The 15,741-nt window shown below is 44.6% G+C and carries 13 protein-coding genes; all 13 read right to left on the bottom strand.

Going from position 1 to position 15,741, the window contains the following annotated elements:
- Positions 1 to 32: 32 nt before the first annotated feature.
- Complete coding sequence (locus IEX60_RS17160; protein ID WP_188752632.1) at positions 33 to 1,301, bottom strand: IS4 family transposase; 1,269 nt, start codon at positions 1,299 to 1,301, stop codon at positions 33 to 35.
- Positions 1,302 to 1,407: 106 nt separating this feature from the next.
- On the bottom strand, positions 1,408 to 2,025 hold the full coding sequence (locus IEX60_RS17165; protein ID WP_188752633.1) for a NeuD/PglB/VioB family sugar acetyltransferase: 618 nt from the start codon (positions 2,023 to 2,025) through the stop codon (positions 1,408 to 1,410).
- On the bottom strand, positions 2,022 to 3,104 hold the full coding sequence (locus IEX60_RS17170) for a DegT/DnrJ/EryC1/StrS family aminotransferase (RefSeq protein ID WP_188752634.1): 1,083 nt from the start codon (positions 3,102 to 3,104) through the stop codon (positions 2,022 to 2,024). The genes IEX60_RS17165 and IEX60_RS17170 overlap by 4 nt, the downstream gene beginning before the upstream one ends.
- Positions 3,101 to 4,537, bottom strand: a complete 1,437-nt coding sequence (locus tag IEX60_RS17175; RefSeq protein ID WP_188752635.1) for a lipopolysaccharide biosynthesis protein — start codon at positions 4,535 to 4,537, stop codon at positions 3,101 to 3,103. Before IEX60_RS17175 ends, IEX60_RS17170 begins: the two co-directional genes overlap by 4 nt.
- 81 nt (positions 4,538 to 4,618) lie before the next feature.
- Positions 4,619 to 5,635: a Gfo/Idh/MocA family protein gene (locus IEX60_RS17180; protein ID WP_188752636.1), complete on the bottom strand. Its 1,017-nt coding sequence runs from the start codon at positions 5,633 to 5,635 to the stop codon at positions 4,619 to 4,621.
- The gene (locus IEX60_RS17185) at positions 5,635 to 6,216 is read right to left on the bottom strand and encodes an acyltransferase (protein ID WP_188752637.1); all 582 of its coding nucleotides are present in this window, start codon (positions 6,214 to 6,216) and stop codon (positions 5,635 to 5,637) included. The genes IEX60_RS17180 and IEX60_RS17185 overlap by 1 nt, the downstream gene beginning before the upstream one ends.
- Complete coding sequence (locus IEX60_RS17190; protein WP_229717617.1) at positions 6,206 to 7,345, bottom strand: DegT/DnrJ/EryC1/StrS family aminotransferase; 1,140 nt, start codon at positions 7,343 to 7,345, stop codon at positions 6,206 to 6,208. Before IEX60_RS17190 ends, IEX60_RS17185 begins: the two co-directional genes overlap by 11 nt.
- Before the next feature lie 9 nt (positions 7,346 to 7,354).
- Positions 7,355 to 8,551: an L-2-hydroxyglutarate dehydrogenase gene (gene lhgD, locus IEX60_RS17195; RefSeq protein ID WP_188752638.1), complete on the bottom strand. Its 1,197-nt coding sequence runs from the start codon at positions 8,549 to 8,551 to the stop codon at positions 7,355 to 7,357.
- Between the two features lie 17 nt (positions 8,552 to 8,568).
- Complete coding sequence (locus IEX60_RS17200) at positions 8,569 to 9,882, bottom strand: nucleotide sugar dehydrogenase (protein ID WP_188752639.1); 1,314 nt, start codon at positions 9,880 to 9,882, stop codon at positions 8,569 to 8,571.
- Positions 9,883 to 10,052: 170 nt separating this feature from the next.
- Positions 10,053 to 11,153 carry a Wzz/FepE/Etk N-terminal domain-containing protein gene (locus tag IEX60_RS17205; protein WP_188752640.1) on the bottom strand — a complete coding sequence of 367 codons (1,101 nt, stop codon included), beginning with the start codon at positions 11,151 to 11,153 and terminating at the stop codon, positions 10,053 to 10,055.
- A gap of 5 nt (positions 11,154 to 11,158) precedes the next feature.
- Positions 11,159 to 13,630, bottom strand: coding sequence for an SLBB domain-containing protein (locus tag IEX60_RS17210; protein ID WP_188752641.1), 2,472 nt, complete (start codon positions 13,628 to 13,630; stop codon positions 11,159 to 11,161).
- Between the two features lie 125 nt (positions 13,631 to 13,755).
- Positions 13,756 to 15,189 carry an RNA-binding domain-containing protein gene (locus tag IEX60_RS17215; RefSeq protein ID WP_229717618.1) on the bottom strand — a complete coding sequence of 478 codons (1,434 nt, stop codon included), beginning with the start codon at positions 15,187 to 15,189 and terminating at the stop codon, positions 13,756 to 13,758.
- 23 nt (positions 15,190 to 15,212) lie between these two features.
- Positions 15,213 to 15,716, bottom strand: coding sequence for a helix-turn-helix domain-containing protein (locus tag IEX60_RS17220; protein ID WP_188752643.1), 504 nt, complete (start codon positions 15,714 to 15,716; stop codon positions 15,213 to 15,215).
- Positions 15,717 to 15,741: the final 25 nt, after the last annotated feature.

Raw genomic sequence — 15,741 nt, forward strand, 5'->3', positions numbered from 1 at the left:
ATTTGGCCTAAAAGGCCGTTTCAATTCATTTTTCAAAAAATACCTCCCCCCGTTGAGGATAAAAACAGCGCCAGTTGGCCTGTTTCAGGTGGTCCATCGTGGGCGTTGTATTGCCGGTTTTCACTTTTCAACAATTGGTATACGTCCAACATGCTGATTAGGTGGATACGCACCAGGGTGGCTACTACCGAAAACGCTTTCTTCACCTGTGCCTTCTTCTGCAATACGGTCAGCAGCAGCTGTGCGATGAGCGTGCACCACACTTGCGTATAGATCGCATTGGTGTTCTCCCCGTAGAAATAGTTCAGCTGGAAGTTCTGCTTCATTTTCTTGAACAGCAGCTCGATGGTCCAGCGTTTTTTGTACAGGAAAGTCACTTCCTCGGCCGTGATGTCCATATTGTTGGTCAGGAACTCATAATACCGGTTCTTTTCATCCTGGTAACAGACCCTGCGCAGGGTGACTTCCAGGGTGTCCTTGGTGATTTTCCTGCCGTTTTCATCCTCGGGATGGTAGCTAAGGCCGACAATCTCATCGCGCAGCACCTTGGCCTGCCCCTTTTTACGGTAATGTGTACGAAGGGTCTGATTGACCGTGTATACCGCATTCTTCTTCATCCGGGTCACGAAATAAACCTGCTTCTCCGTCCAGCGGGCGAACATCAGGTAGTAATTGTATGCCCGGTCGAACACCACCACGCTGTGCGGGACCAGCTCCAGGCCCCGCAGGAAGTTCTTGTCATGCACCTTGGCCTCGGTGATCTTTACGAACCGGCCGACAGACTGTACCGCATCGATGAGCATATGAACCTTCAGCCCGCCTTTCTTCTTCCCATCCCCTTTTGGATTACGGCCCACGCCTTTCATTATGTCGCTGAACAGCCGGATGGTTGTCGAGTCTACTAACAGCACCTCCTTGAAGGTCAGCCCGAAAGTCCGGCTGTCCGACAAAAAACTTTGGTAATGCTTCACCAGCGAAAAATACACCGACTCGAAAAAACCGCTGTCTCGGTTGCGCAGACCGTCGCTGGCCGTACTCTTGGCCGGGGATTTCCTCAATCCCAAGTGATTCAGCTTGCCGCCCATACCACGCAGACCCTCACATACTTCCGTCATCGAGTCGCAACGACTCAATATCCCGAACAGCATCGTAACCAGCTGTGTCATGCTGCCGAATGACTTGTAATAACGGTCGCTCTGCTTTTCCCGAATGATGCTTTTGATGTCGAGAGCAGTAGCTATTTCCATGATCTGTTTCAAAATCGGCTGTCCGACAAAATTTATTTCCCTATTTTTACCCATGTTGTAGTTGATTTCGCAAAAACAAACTTACAACATCAGGGGGTGGGCTTCAAAAAGACCTGCTCCCTTTTTATTTTAGTCGGTCAGTAGTGTTATTAATATCTATTTAGCGGCTTGTTGCAGGAACTCCAAACACCGTCGTATCTGACTCTACATCTTTATTGACCAGTGCTCCTGCCCCTATTGTTACGTTGTCACCCACTTGTATACCAGGTAAAATTATTGCCCCAGCACCAATAAAACAATGATTTCCGACCTTAGCACTTCCCAATAATTGCGCCATCGGACAGATTTCACAAAAATTCCCTACTTTTACATCATGATGTAAACTGGCCCCATGGTTAACTAACGAATAATTACCTATTGTAACGCTGTTACTTATGAAGGTATTATGCATAATGTTAAGTCCAACGCCCAATTTCATGTCATACTTCCCAATTATCGCTCTCTTACTTATAATCGACGTAGGCGTTCCTCCTATTTTCTCAAATTCAAAGACGATTTTCATTCGGTTCTTAACTCCGCCTACACCAATAACAAATCTGAAATCATTCGTATTTTCAAAATACTTTAAAACAGCGTCTATGCTATTTATGACTTTATAGCTATACAGACTTTCGCGATGACTAATGTTATCAAAAAAACAAATGTCGATCTGTTCCCTGTGTTCACTAAATATTGTCAGTATTTCTTTTGCATGCCCTCCCGCGCCCACTATTATCATGATAGGTGCTTTTTTAATATAGAAACTATTAAATCTTGTTCATGAATTTTCAAATCGTGATACAAAGGTAAACAAATGATTTTAGAAGAAATCGACTCAGATATTGGACAAGCTTCAGGCTTTTCTAAAAACTTAAGCTTATTTAACGAAGGAAAAAAGTATCTCCTTGGTATGATATAATTAGCATTTAGAGCTTCTATAACCCTAAACATGGTTCCTTCGGAATCAAAAACAACTGGAAAATACGAATAATTATACTTGATATCAGGATGAATTTTCAGTAATTTTATTCCACTTATTTCCGTTAATACGTCCCTATAATACAACCACTGTTCCTTTCTTCTCAGCATAATACTCTCTAGATCGTCAAAACAACATAATCCCATTGCAGCATGGAATTCTGAATTTTTGCCATTTATTCCAATGTCCCCAAAAGTTATTGGAGATGTATGCCCAAAGTTTCTTAATAATGTCGATTTTTCATGAAGCACACCGCTATTGCAAATTATCCCCCCTCCTTCAATGGTATGAAATAATTTAGTCGCGTGAAAACTACATACACTGATATTTCCGTAATTAAAAATAGATTGTCCCTTATATCCCGTTCCAAAACAATGAGCTGCATCATACAATACTTTTAAATTGTACTTATTCGCAATCTCTTCAATTTTTTCTATTTCGCAAGCATTCCCAAACACATGAGTTGCCAAAATCGCGGTTGTTTTGCTCGTTATTTGTTCCTCAATCTTCGTCGGATCTATATTGAACGAGCTTTCTTCAATATCTACAAAAACCGGCTTACACTGTTCCCATAAAATAGAAGACGTTGTGGCCACATACGAAAAAGGTGTAGTTATAATTTCTCCTTTTAAATTCAACGCCTTAATAGCTATTTGTAAAGCTACAGTACCGTTAGAAACAAATAATAGATAAGGATTATCTATATATCTTCTTAATTTTTCTTCTAATTCGTTAACCAACGGACCGTGATTTGTTAACCACCGCCGATTCCAAATATCAGAAACTAAATTTTGATAACTTTCAACAGGAGGAAGATATGGTTTAGTAACGGGAATCATACGATTAAATGTTTTGCGAGTGTAAAAACCCTCTTAAATAATTTTAATTGAAAAACTAAGCCTAAAACTAAATATAAAATAACGAATACTAATAACGAGATGAATGATAACAAGAGACCGTGCAATGGTACAAAATGCTTAAAAATATAACACGCGAAACCAGCAAGCACAGAAATCAAGATAATTGGCACTATGTCGGTAATCTGATTCATCACCGAATATCCAATTAAAGAACCAGCATAATATGAATTGATAAAAAAAGCTACTAAAGAAAAAATCAATTGAAAATAAATTAACCCATAAATTCCGTAGGAAAGCGATATAAAAACACCCAAAAGAATTATAATTTTTTTTAGCACTTCTAACCTTAAATATAAGTCTGTTCGACCTTTCACTGACAAGATATTGAGATTAAAGCCCTGTAACGGATAAATAATGGAAGAAATACATAATAACTTAAAATATGGGATAGAGGAATTCCATTTATCTCCAAACAAAATCCAGAAAATATCATCAGCAAACAACAGCAATACAATCATTGTTGGGGCTGTAGCCATAATAGAAGCTTGCATCACTTTCTTATAAACTGAAGCTAATTCTGTATTGCTATCTTGTAATTTGGAAAATAAGGGAAAAGTTACTTTATTAATTGCCAAGGAAAGATTTTGCGACGGCAACCCACTTAATAACTCAGCACGATTATAAAAACCGAGTATTTGAGTGTTGAAAGCCTTTCCTATTATAATATTATATATATTTTGGAAAATGATATTAAGAGAAGAGGAAAGAGCCAGCTTATAACCAAAAGAAAAATGACCTTTGATTTTTTCAAAATTAAATGACCATTTTATCGCTAAATCCGACACTTGCCAACTTAAGATCATTGAAACTAGTGATTGGCATAAAGCCATAAAAACCAAACTCCAAACCCCAAAGCCGTTTAATGCGCTTAACAACCCAACCACTCCACCAACAATTACCGACGGTAAATTAATAATAAATTGGATCTTAAAGTTTAGATCCCTAGTAAATTTTGTTACCTGTATAGCTGCTAAAGCTTTTATTATTAAAACGACTCCAAATGTCCTGATAATGGCTTTAAGACTCGGTTCACCGTAGAATATCGATATGAAAGGAGCAGAAACAAATATTAAGAAATACAAAAATAAACTAAGAAAAAGATTTAACAAAAAAACAGAGGAATAATCCTCAATATCTAATTCTTTGCTCCTTATTAAGGAGGAAGTTAGTCCGCCTTCCACGATAACATTACCAAGAGAAATAAAAACAGTTATTAAAGCGATAATACCAAAATCACTTGGGGTTAGTAATCGCATTAAGAAAAGCTGGACCAAGAGATTTATCCCTTGAATTGACGCTTGTTGTGCTAAGGACCAAAGCACCCCCTTTCTCGCTTTTCCATTCAAACTCATTACGTAGCCAATATTACGATTCCCTAATGTTTAACATTAAGTAACCTTCTCAATTTCTTTTAAGTATAATCCCCAATTATTCTAAATGGAATAAATCCGTTCTATAATCTCTACAATCTTCAATCCTTCCAGCGCATTCGTCGTGATTGTTTCCCGGCCGTTTAAAACGCCCACCACATTCTCAATAACATAATGGTGATTAGCTGCCGATCCTTTATACGCCCCATAATCATTTCCCGGGTTCGTCGGAGCCAATTCGGGCATTTCATAATCCTTTACATTGCATACTTCGACTTTGTCCATATATTGCCCACCAATTTTAACAGAACCATTTTCAGCGATGATGGTCATCGAACTTTCCAAATTCTGGTTCCATACTGCGGTCGAGTAATTCAAGGCACCCATACCGCCATTAACGAAATCAAAGCTTACAAAGCCACTATCTTCAAAATCGGTTAGCTGCTGGTGATTGAAATCATTGAATTTGCCCTGAATATTGGTAATGTCACCAAACAACCAATACATGATGTCAATAAAGTGCGAAAACTGGGTGAAGAGTGTCCCTCCATCCAAGTCCTTCTTGCCGTGCCAGCTTTCGGGCTTGTAATAGCGAGCATCGCGATTCCAGTAGCAATTGAGCTGAACCATATAAATCTTGCCCAACTTGCCGCTTTCGATCAATTCCTTGATCCACACCGACGGCGGCGAGTAGCGGTTCTGCATAACGGCAAATACTTGTCGATGCACCTGTAGGGCTTTGAAAATAACCTTTTCCGCATCCTTCTTATTCAAAGCCATCGGTTTCTCGACGACAATGTGTTTACGGGCTTCCAAGCATTTCATCGCTTGTTCCGCATGGAATCCATTAGGGGAGGCGATATTGACAACATCGACCTCTATATCAGTAGCCAAAAATTCATCGATTGAATTAAAAAAGGGAACAGGATAGGCATCGATACCCAATTGGGGTTTATCTTTCACGTCGATAAGTGCGACAAGCTCACTCTCCTCATTACGAGTAACCATTTCGGCGTGACGCTTACCGATATGGCCGCAGCCGATGACCGCAAATTTTACTTTTCTATTTAGTGCTGTCATTATTTTATTCGTTTTACCTGAGTGTCTGTTAGTTCATATTCTTGTTGGGATTCTGGGCATAGCGCACGACCTTGCTCATCAAATTGCAACCGATGCCCGTATTCACTGACCCACCCCAATTGACGCGCCGGATTGCCAACCACCAAGGAATAAGGGGCGACCGCTTTGGTGACGACCGCACCGGCACCAATGAATGCATATGCACCGATGTCGTGTCCACAGACGATGGTCGCATTGGCACCGATCGAAGCTCCCTTTCCCACATGTGTCTTGGCGTACTGCCCCCTGCGGTTTATGGCACTACGGGGATTTGTTACATTGGTAAATACCATCGACGGACCAAGAAATACGTCATCGTCACAAGTGACTCCCTCGTAAATAGAGACGTTATTTTGCACCTTTACGTTCATTCCCAGCACAACGCCTGGCGATACGACCACATTCTGTCCGATGTTGCAGCGTTCACCAATCCAACAACCAGACATGATATGTGAAAAATGCCAAATCTTCGTACCAGAACCTATGTTGGCTCCGGCATCCACCACAGCGGTGGGATGCACGAAATATTCGTTAGCTTCCATGACTGAAAAATGCGTTAACCTGTTCAATGATATAATCCTGAGTCTCAATTTCCATCTCCGTGTGGATCGGCAAGGAAATGACGTCTTTGCACAATAACTCCGATACCGGAAAGTCTCCCGCCTTGTATCCATATAGAAGGTAAGCCTGCTGTAAATGTACCGGAATAGGATAGTATACCATCGAAGGTACGCCACGCTCCTGCAAGAACGCTTTAAGCGCATCCCGTCGACCATCCGCGACTTTACAGGTATACTGGTTGAACACATGGGTCGAATAAGTCACCCTAGCCGGTATCGAAAGACCATTGAGGTTCAGGAAATGACTATCGTATCGACGTGCTATCGCTTGACGCGCCTCCACATACTCCTTCAGATACTTAATCTTCACATTCAGCACAGCAGCTTGGATAGTATCCAACCGTGAATTGACACCAATAGATTCGTGGTGATACTTTTGGCGCTGACCGTGATTGGCAATCATGTGAACGCGCTGCGCAAGGGCCTCGTCGTTGGTGAACAAGGCACCGCCATCCCCGAAACAGCCGAGGTTTTTCGACGGGAAAAAGGAAGTGGTACCGATGGTACCAACCGTTCCTGCAAATTGCCTCGTTCCATCGCTATAAATGTACTCGGCACCCATCGCCTGCGCGGTGTCTTCAATGACCGCCAAACCGTGCTTTTCGGCGATGGCATTGATCGCCTCCATGTTGGAGCATTGTCCAAAAAGGTGGACGGGAACGACCGCTACGGTCCTGTCGGTGATCTTCGACTCCAATTGCTCGTAATCAAGCTCAAAGGTATCCGGTCGAACATCGATGAATTTGGGAATCAAGCCCAACAGGGCAATAACTTCTACGGTTGCAATGTAGGTGAATGCGGGTACAATCACCTCATCGCCAGGTTTGAAGCTCAACCCCATCATTGCAATTTGCAGCGCATCGGTACCGTTGCCACAGGTCACAGCGTATTTTACCTGATTGAATGATTTCAACGACTCGATAAAAGCTTTGACCTGGGGGCCATTGATGTAAGCGGTCTCTTCGACCGCAGCTAATAAGGCTTGGTCAATTTCATCCTTGATGCGAAGATACTGGGTCTTCAAATCGACCATCTGTATTTGTTGATTCATGCTGTTTGATTAGCTGAGTTGATTGGTAATATATCGACCGATGGAAAGGCATGATGTCGCCGCTGGAGAGGGTGCATTGCGCACATGTACGATGTTGCCTTGACGCAAGATATTGAAATCGTCTATCAATTTACCATGCCAATCACATGCCTGTGCCCGAACGCCGGCTCCTCCGGGAATCAAGTCGGACTCCTGAATCTCAGGAAGCAATTTCTGCAAAGCCTTGGTGAATGCCAACTTGGACAGCGATCGATAGATCTCACCGATACCGGTACGCCCGTATTTACCAACGACTTTCCAGAAACCAGGCCATGTCAACGTATCCAATGTATCTCCCAAATGAATATTGGAAAAACGATATCCTTCGCGTTTGAATGCCAACACTGCATTTGGGCCAGCCTCTACCCCTCCACCAATCATCCGCGTAAAATGCACTCCGAGGAACGGAAAGTTAGGATCGGGTACGGGATAGATCAGGTTTTTGACCAAGTACTCTTTCTCAGACCTCAATTTGTAGTATTCTCCTCGGAAAGGAATAATCCGTAGATCGTTTGCCGACTCGGTATAGGAAGCTACCCGATCGGATTGGAGCCCAGCACAGGTGATCAAGTAGGTAGTGATATACGAATGCTTGTCCGTTTCGACATAGGTAGCGCTACCATCCGATTGAATGCCCAGCACCTTCTCCAAAAATACGATCTCTCCTCCCGATTCGACGATCAGTTCTTGCAATTTCTTCGCCATCGCCGGATAATCGATGATACCCGTCTGGGGAACGTGAATAGCCGCAATACCAGCGGAATGGGGCTCGTACTCTTTTATCTCGGCCCGATCGATTAACCTCATACCCTGAAGGCCGTTCTCCACACCCCGATTGAAAATGTTATGTAGTGCCGGGATCTCGTCTTGGGAAGTGGCGACAATGACCTTTCCGCACAAGTCGTAGGGAATGCCATATTCCTTGGCAAAGGACAGTAAGTCTGCGTAGCCCTCCACGCAGTTCTTGGCCTTGAGGCTACCGGGCTTGTAGTAGATACCGCTGTGGATGACGCCGCTGTTATGTCCAGATTGATGCTGTGCGACACCGGATTCCTTTTCGATAATGAGCAGCCGGCTAGCAGGCCGCTTTTTTAATAGCTGGTAGGCCGTCGCCAAACCGACCAAGCCCGCACCGACCACAACGATATCGTATTGTTTAGTGATCATCCGACTAATCAATTTACTTACAATCGTCCATCCACCAAATCCCGATCCAAGCAAGCTTTGGTGTCGAAGACCACCCCATTATTACGCTTTACCTTTTTGTAGTCGAACTTCAGAAATTCGTTATGGGCTACCGCCACAACGATGGCATCATACACCACATTACCACTGATTTCATTGATGATGTCCAGTCCGTACTCGTGTTTTACTTCTACGGCATCGGCCCATGGGTCGTAGATATCGACCGAAAGACCGAATTGTACCAATTCGTGGTAAATGTCCACTACCCGCGTATTGCGAATATCGGGACAGTTCTCCTTGAATGTGATGCCCATGATCAGCGCACGGGAATCCTTGATTTTATGATCTTTCTGGATCATTAACTTCACCACCTTGTCGGCCACGAAAGCCCCCATGTGATCGTTGACCCGGCGGCCTGAAAGGATTACCTGCGGGTGATAGCCCAACGCTTGTGCTTTGTGGGCAAGATAATACGGATCAACCCCGATGCAGTGTCCACCCACCAACCCGGGTTGGTACTTCAAAAAATTCCATTTAGTTCCTGCCGCTTCGATGACATCGTGGGTATCGATACCGATGCGGTCGAAAATCAACGAAAGCTCGTTAACAAAGGAAATATTGACATCTCGCTGGGCATTTTCAATCGCTTTGGATGCCTCGGCAACCTTGATACTTGGCGCCTTATGAGTTCCGGCTTCAATGATGGAACGGTACAAGGCGTCCACTCGATCGGCAATTTCCGGCGTAGAACCGCTGGTCACTTTCTTTATTTTGGTTAACGTATTGATCTTATCGCCCGGGTTGATACGCTCAGGCGAGTAACCGGCAAAGAAGTCTCGATTGAACTTCAAGCCCGACACCCGTTCCAATACCGGCACGCAGTCCTCCTCGGTACAGCCAGGGTATACTGTCGACTCGTAAACGACGATATCGCCTTTTTCCAGTACCTTGCCCAACATTTCAGATGCCTTGATCAATGGCGTAAGATCAGGTGCCTTGAATTGGTCGATCGGTGTCGGCACCGTAACAATGTAGGTATTATACGGACGCAGATCTTCAGCCGTTGAGGAAAAAGACAAGCCAACTCGGCCTTTTTTCTTTAACTCCATTGCTGTTTTCAGCCCTTTAAGGTTGGCCTCTTGCGTGCGGTCTTTCCCTACTTGTAGTTCCGCGACCCGATCGGCATTGATATCAAATCCGAGGACATTGTATTTTTTTCCAAATTCGATCGCCAAGGGCAGACCCACATAGCCTAATCCAATAACTGCAATATGTGCATTTTCGACCGTTTTGGGAGATGATTGATTATTCATTTATATATTCATTAATTCTTAGATGTTGTCAATTGATGATTTGTTTTCCTTGGTTAAAACGTTGTACACTGACAGAATTTAATAATCAGCCCTTGCGAGTAACAAAATTATTCGATAATTCCGATTGCGCAAATTGCTGTTTGTTGTTGTCGACTTCCATTAACACGATTTTAAGTCGGCTGTTTTCCAAACATGATGTCTCTATATACTCTCTGTAATACAAGGAAAAGCAATGTCAAAAAACCAAAAAGGAAACCGCCAAAAATAAGACCTCTCACTTTCCCCAACTTCTCTACGAATAGGGGATAAACCGGCGAATCCACCACTTGAATAAGGGGTTGTTCTTGTACCAAATTCATCTTCGCCAACTCCAGATTTTGCAACAATTGCGACAGGATGGCCTTATTAGCTTCCGCCGAAAACTGTGCTTTCTGGGCAGGGCCCAAGCGTTGTACTTGCCGGGTAGGATTGAGGTTTGGGGTCGCATCGGAAACTTTAGCCGCCGAGTAGATGGCGTCCGTCATCACCGCCTGAACCGAATCGACCTTATGCTGTAGTGTAGCAATATTGTCTGTCGATCTCTTCGTCTTCGTCTGAATATAAAAATCATTTACCCGCCTAACCAAGTTTTCGTTGAATGCTTTCGAAAAGACTTCGTCAGGTGAAGTTACTTCTACCTTAATAATGGATAATTTCTTATCGGGCTTCTCGATCGTTAACACATCTTTCTTTATCGCCTCTATAAACTCTGTTAAGACGCTGTCGCGAACGCGAAGACTCTGACTATCCAGTTCCTCGGGCTTCCGACGAAAATCCAGTTCGGCCAACACTGGATCGTCTTGCCATACATTTTTAAAATCGTTATATGTAACATACCGTTCGATGAGCAGTTCGTTGGAGTCGGGATGAGTTTTGGAAAGCAACGCCTGCGAAAGCATGGTGCGGGATTTATACAATTCCAAAATATTGTCGCCCTGAAACAGACCACTCGCATTACTGCCCAGGTCAATGCCAACCATCGCCGCCATGCCAGCGTATTGGGCCAATCCGCCTTTGCTTTCACCCCCTTCCAGCACAAAGGTAGTGGTCGCAGTATACTGTGGTGTTTTCAAAAAAGCATACAATATACCTAACGCTCCACCAAGGATACCGGAAATTAACAAAAGGAGTCGCTTGGACCATAAATAGCGAATCCAATTTTGGAGGCTTATAATAACCTCTTTTGGCGTTAATTCTTCTTCCTCAGAAATACGCATCGGTTCTGTAGCCATCTTACTTATTTCAATAAACTCACAATCACAGCAGCCATGGAAGTGACCACGCTACCCATACTCACCCAAGCCTGAACAGGGATTTTCTCCCGCTCCGGCTTGGTAGGCACAATGATTTCACTGCCGGGCAATACTTCAGGATACCCTCCGCTACTGCCCTCTACAGAGCCATTCGCATGTTGTACAAACGTTTTTCGTTTGTGGGCTTTGGCTGTAAATCCTCCCGCCTGACGAATGTAATACCTTAGTGGTTTCCCTTTTTGATAAACAATTCGATTGGGGTTAAGTACCTGACCGCGTACCATTACCGTGCGCAATTGCCGGGGTACAATAATCACATCTTCGTCTTCCAATGGAATATCATATTTTTTTTCTCCTTCCAAGATTTTATCCAACTTTATACCGACATAGTTGCTGAAAAATAATTTTGTATCTACGCTATCTTTACTTTGAAGCGTGTTTTCCAGGGCCAAATTCTGTAATTCAGCTTGCTCCCGTTCAATCTCCTGAAGCTGGCGTCTGCTCTGCCCAGTTAATGCTGTATGTCCCTGCGCTACTAACGCATCTGAGATGTTCCGTTGCAGCGACGCGCCCTGCAGGTAAGCAAACTCCGTAACCCCACCTGCTCGGCTAATAAGGTCGGAGATGGTTTCGTCTTTTTTTAATAAAACATATTGGCCAGGAAACTTCACTTCGCCCTCGATACGAACCATTCTCTGCACTTGGTAGCCTGTGCTGGTTTGCACACTCACCACGTCAAAAGGTTCCAACACAAAGTCTGATTGAAGGGCCTCTTCCCGGCTGTCAAATTTTAGCTGCACCAATTCGGAAAGCACGGAATCTGGCACGTTTACATTTTTACGGATACGCCGCGCAACATCCACAACTTCTATATTTGCTGCCTCGGCGAGTCCGCCACTCATCTGAATGAGGTTACCCAATGTCATTTGCTCGACATAGGGAAACTGGCCGGGATGACGTACCTGTCCACTGATAGACACAATGTATTCTTCACGCAGATCGAAGATCGAGGAGATAATTACACGATCTTCGCGCTGAAGTACGTGATTGGATTGCTCATTACCTGCCATTAATTCGTTTAAATTGACGGTAATTAATTCCTGTGTGTTATCCGGTTTTAACCGATTGATGTAAGCACGGGCCATAAAGGCATCTTCCTTAAGTCCATCGGCCCGCTGGATGAGCTGCCGAAGGGTAAGCCCCTCTGTGAGGGCATATTTACCAGGGCGAAATACCGCACCTTCTATTTCTACACGATTGGCATACCGGTCAAGCACCTCCTCTATGATATATTGGTCGCCATTCTTCGGAATATAAGTGCTGTAATCTTCTGCATAGATATCGGCAACGCTGCGTTCGCGGTCCGTAATCTGTAATACCTTGACCTTCGCGGTATAGGCTTCCGGTGCAAAATTGCCGGCAAATCGCAACACATCTGCTAACGTTTCACTGGCCAACGGCTCAAAAATACCGGGATTGTTCACCAATCCTTCCACCTCAACCTGCCGTTCAAATACCGGAATGTGGATGACGTCGCCATCCTCCAGCCGGACGTTACCAGGCTGAACACCTTTGGTAAGAAAATCGTAGGCATCGATGGTTTGGATCACTTGATTATTGCGGATGAGCTGAATGTTACGATACGTCCCTTTCTCAGCCGGTCCGCCCGAAGCATAGAGGGCATGGAACACATTAGCCAGCGACGGCAATGTATAAGTACCGGGACGGGTAACGTAGCCCGTCAGTGTGACCTTAATGCTACGGATATTACCCAACGTGAGCGATAGCCGCGTGCTACCGGAACGCAATTGGGGATAGGTAGACTGCATCTGCTGCTTGATCTTGCTGGCTGCTTCTTCAATGGTAAGGCCTGCAACGGAAATCAAACCAATGTAATTGACATTGACGGTGCCTTCAGGCGATACGGGAAGGCGATAGCTGACTTCGTTGTCGCCGGTGAGGTCCAGCAACAGTTCATCACCTGTACCGATGATGTAGTTTTTCGGTGTTGGGATGTTGAGGTTGGGTTGGAACCGGATATTGGTGTTACGAAATAGTTTAGCGCCAAACACTCGGCTGGTATCGGCCGCATCCTTGTTAAAAGACGCAGTGTCAAGAAGTGCGGTGCTGTCGTTTACCCGTCGTCCCTGCTCGTCAGTCGATGTCGCCGAATCGGTGGTAGGCTTGCTTGCCAAGCCGCCTTTTTGCCGTAAGGCCATTATTCGGCTGCGTAGCTTTTGCTGTTCGGCTGCGGACATGCCACGCTGACCTAAGCTTTGCAAGAGTTGATCGTCGGTCATGCCTCGCCTGTCGGCTTCGGCGATGAGTTTGATAACCTGGTCGTCAGACAATTGCTCTACACGGACCTTGGAAATATCCTGGGTTTGCGTTTGGGCTTGCACCTCGGCCGTGAATAGCCAAAAAAGACCTGCCAGCAAAAAAAGGTATCGTTTCATTGATTTCTTAACTTCTTATTTTATATAGCGTTCAAACGGGTCAAAGGTACGTATTTGTTGCGAAGTTGGTGATTCGCGGATTTGCAAAATCGCGATTCTGCGAATCCGCCTATTTGCGGCGTTACTCAATCAACTATTTCCCAGTGCCCACCTTTGGCCGGCCCGATTCGCTTTATTTTTCCTAATTCTTTTAACTTCCTTATATTCTCTTCTATTTTCCGATCCGATATACCCACGATAATCGCCAATTCTTTGGCTGTTATTCTAGAATTGCCTTTAATAGCTGTCAAAATCACTTCTTGGTTTTGTGTCACCTTTTCTCCGACCTTTTCTCCGACCTTTTCTCCGACCTTTTCTCCGACCTTTTCTCCTAGACCATCGCGAAGCAACTCTACGGCGTTATAAACCGTTACACCGAATACGGTCATTTTATCAAAGTCGAAAATAGCCTTTCCATTGCCGTTTTCGGTCAGTTCTTGCTGTACACTCAGTATACCTCTATTGAAGCGGTTTACATAACCAAGCACCTTCATGGCTTCCGCCAAGATGGGGTTTCGATAATCATTTACCGTTGGAAAATTTTCAGGGCGCGCATTTCCGTATAACCCGCCCGGATTGACCACCTCGAGTCGGTCGGCAAATTCATAGAATTTGACTGGTGCATTGGACTCATAATCTCGATGCATCACGGCATTCATCAATAATTCCCGAATGGCTAAATGTGGATAACTTCTTCTTGTTTCTTCACGTAATGCGCTGACAAAAACGGGATGTTTCTGCTCGATAGTGGTTTCGATGAACGTATCAAGCTTGCCCAGGACAGTAACCAGATCGCCGGTAAATTTATGTTCGTTGACAACTTTTGACGCTACGTCTTTTCCCTCAAATCGCACATATTGGATATAGGCTCCAAAATAGTAATACTCCGGATTGATACCAAAAAGCAGGATACCTGCATGCGTGGGGCAATGACTCTTAATATCGTAAAATCGGAGAGATGCAAGTTTGTATTCAACCGGCCGCTTATCTTGCTCCAGAATTTTCCTGTCTACAGCCCTGGGTAAATAATAGCCGTTGAATAAATCGGTCTTTAAATCTGACAGCGATGCTTCGGCACAAGGCCGTAGGTCAAACGTGGCACCCTGAATACTTCTCTTTTCCATCAATATCCGCTCTTCAGATTCATTGGCCACTGCTTTTCGAGCGCCCACGCGGATCCAGATCTTGCCTTTGTACCGAACCGGAGGAAATAACGCGGGCTTAACTTCGATGACAATAACGTCTCCCTCGGGGAAAAATTGCTTATAAACGGACATGGCGGGCTGAGGCAGGATATTGCCGTCTGAACGAATATTGGCCAAATCCTTCAATAACTTGTCCGTGGCCCGTAATCCGGATAGCCGGCCATTGTCTGCCACTCCGATAAAAAGATAGCCCGGAGCCTTGGTATTGGCCACATCGTTGGAGAACGCACAAATGGCTTCGCAGAACTTGTCTAGGTTATTTGTAGACACCGTCCGCTCTACCTGTTCACTTTCCAGGTCAGTTAAGTATTGCACTATTTGTTTTTCGTTAAGCATTTTTATTGCTCATACAAAACCAATCCTTTATCCAATTTTGTGCCGTTAATTGTAAACTCCACCTTCCGCCCAATTAATTCCTCCACCTTGGGGGTAAGCCGCTCCAGATACTCGGTATTCAGCGCAGGCCCCACGATGGCCACTTCAATGGTTCCGGTGTCCCTTCCTTCGGCATAGTCTCCCATCAACACAACCTGCTCCACCTCACCCATTCGGCTCAGCACGGTTTCGACAATTCGGTCCAATCCCAAATATTTGTGCACGATATCCTGCAACGAGCCAAACAACGGATGCTTCACATTCGCCCGGTACGAGACACGGTTCTGCTGGGCTTCTTTCTCCAAATACCCCGCTTCGGAAAGGTTATTCAATTCCTTGCGGATGGCATTGGTGGATTCATTAAATTCCTCGGCCAGCCCCCGCATGTGGCCGCGGTTGGCCGCATTGATGAAAAATTTCACCAGCAAACGTAAACGGGTTTTGGAGGTAATGAGTGAATCAAGCATGTAAACGACAAACCAATTGAGCAAC

The sequence above is a fragment of the Parapedobacter defluvii genome (assembly GCF_014642075.1).
Taxonomy (GTDB): Bacteria; Bacteroidota; Bacteroidia; order Sphingobacteriales; family Sphingobacteriaceae; genus Parapedobacter; species Parapedobacter defluvii.